This window comes from Mesorhizobium sp. M5C.F.Ca.IN.020.32.2.1 (assembly GCF_004023105.1).
GTDB classification, from domain to species: Bacteria; Pseudomonadota; Alphaproteobacteria; order Rhizobiales; family Rhizobiaceae; genus Mesorhizobium; species Mesorhizobium wenxiniae.
On the sequence record NZ_RZSX01001009.1, the window covers coordinates 1 to 2,096 of the forward strand.

Here is a 2,096-nt window from a genome sequence, read left to right on the forward strand (position 1 = left end):
TTCGACGAGATCGCGGTCGAAGAGGCGATCCGGCTGAAAGAGGCCGGCAAGGCGGAAGAGATCATCGTTGTCTCGATCGGGCCGCAGCAGGCGCAGGAGACCTTGCGCACCGCCCTCGCCATGGGCGCCGACCGCGCCGTCCTGGTCAAGACCGACGAGCAGACGGAGCCGCTGGGTGTCGCCAAGGTGCTGAAGGGCGTGGTCGAGGCGGAAAAGCCCGGTCTCGTCATTCTCGGCAAGCAGGCGATCGACGACGATTCGAACCAGACCGGCCAGATGTTGGCCGCACTTCTCGGCTGGGCGCAAGGCACTTTTGCTTCCAAGGTCGTTATCGATGGCGACAAGGCCAAGGTGACGCGCGAGGTCGACGGCGGCCTGCAGACGGTGGAGCTGAAGATGCCGGCGATTGTCACCGCGGATCTTCGCCTCAACCAGCCGCGCTATGCCTCGCTGCCCAACATCATGAAAGCCAAGAAGAAGCCGCTCGACGAGAAGAGCCCGGCCGACTACGGCGCCGACGTCAAGCCGCGGCTGAAGGTGATCAAGACCGAGGAGCCGGGCGGCCGCAAGGCGGGCGTCAAGGTCAAGAGCGTCGCCGAACTGGTCGACAAGCTCAAGAACGAAGCCGGCGTGCTGTAAGCGATCGGGAAAGGAACAAGAACAATGGCTATTCTCCTCATCGCAGAACACGACAATGCGACCCTTTCCGACCAGACCGCCAAGGCGCTTTCGGCGGCACTGCAGATCGGCTCGGACGTGAATGTGCTGGTCGCCGGCAAGGGCGCAAACGGCGCTGCCGGTGCTGCCGCCAAGCTCAAGGGCGTGAGCAAGGTGCTGCTCGCCGAAGCCGACGAACTCACCGAGCGCCTCGCCGAGCCGCTGGCCGCACTCGTCGTCGGCATAGCCGATGCCTATGACACGATCATCGCGCCGGCGACCTCGTCGGGCAAGAATGTCGCGCCGCGTGTGGCAGCCCTGCTCGATGTCGCGCAGGTATCGGAGATCATCGAAGTTGTATCGCCCGACACCTTCAAGCGGCCGATCTATGCCGGCAACGCCATCCAGACGGTGCAGTCGAGCGACGCCAAGAAGGTCATCACCGTGCGCACCGCCTCCTTCCAGGCCGCACCCGAGGGCGGTTCCGCCCCGGTCGAGACGGTTCAGGCGGCGGCCAATCCCGGCCTGTCGAGCTTCGTCGAGAACAAGCTTTCCGAGACCGATCGTCCGGAGCTGACTTCGGCCAAGATCATCATCTCGGGCGGCCGCGCGCTGGGCTCCTCGGAAAAGTTCCAGGAAGTCATCCTGCCGATCGCCGACAAGCTCGGTGCGGCCGTCGGCGCCTCGCGTGCCGCAGTCGATGCCGGCTATGCACCGAACGACTGGCAGGTCGGCCAGACCGGCAAGGTGGTCGCACCCGATCTCTACATCGCCGTCGGCATCTCCGGCGCCATCCAGCATCTTGCCGGCATGAAGGATTCGAAGGTCATCGTCGCCATCAACAAGGACGAGGAAGCGCCGATCTTCCAGGTCGCCGATTACGGCCTCGTCGGCGATCTCTTCGTCATTCTGCCGGAACTGCAAAAGGCGCTTTGATCTGCCAAATCTAATCACCGGCACGATGGTAACGATCCATGAAGCAATACGTTTTGACGGTCTCGTGCCCGGCCGCACGGGGAATCTTTGCTGCGATCTCGAGCCTCCTCTCAGCTCAAGGCTGCAACATTGTCGACAGCTCGCAGTTCGATGACCTTGATACAGGTAAGTTCTTCATGCGCGTCTCCTTTATCAGCGAGGAGGGAGCCGAACGGAAGGCAATTGAAGAGGGCTTCCACCCCATTGCGGACGAGTTCTGCATGTCATGGAATTTGCATGACGGCACGCATCGCATGAAGGTTTTATTGATGGTTTCGAACTTCGGACACTGTCTGAACGATCTCCTCTACCGATGGCAGATCGGAGCCCTGCCGATCGATATCGTCGGCGTTGTCTCCAACCACCTGACTTATCAGAAAGGTGGTCGTGAATCATGATATTCCTTTCCACCACATCAAGGTCACGAAGGAAAACAAGCCGCAGGCCGAAGCCCAGCTGATGCA

At 61.6% G+C, this 2,096-nt stretch carries 2 protein-coding genes and 1 pseudogene; all 3 read left to right on the plus strand.

What is annotated here, in order from left to right; genetic code table 11:
• A partial coding sequence (locus tag EOA86_RS32160; RefSeq protein WP_164892208.1) for an electron transfer flavoprotein subunit beta/FixA family protein occupies positions 1-639 on the plus strand: 639 nt, incomplete at its 5' end.
• Between the two features lie 24 nt (positions 640-663).
• Positions 664-1,593 (plus strand): electron transfer flavoprotein subunit alpha/FixB family protein, encoded by a 930-nt coding sequence (locus EOA86_RS32165; protein WP_127208907.1) that lies wholly within the window; start codon positions 664-666, stop codon positions 1,591-1,593.
• A 38-nt stretch (positions 1,594-1,631) separates the two neighbouring features.
• A pseudogene (locus EOA86_RS32170) lies at positions 1,632-2,096 on the plus strand (ACT domain-containing protein); the annotation flags it as partial.

What these genes read in the sequence shown, in the direction of transcription:
- EOA86_RS32165 (WP_127208907.1), top strand. Translation starts at nt 664, where the DNA reads ATGGCTATTCTCCTCATCGCAGAACACGACAATGCGACCCTTTCCGAC.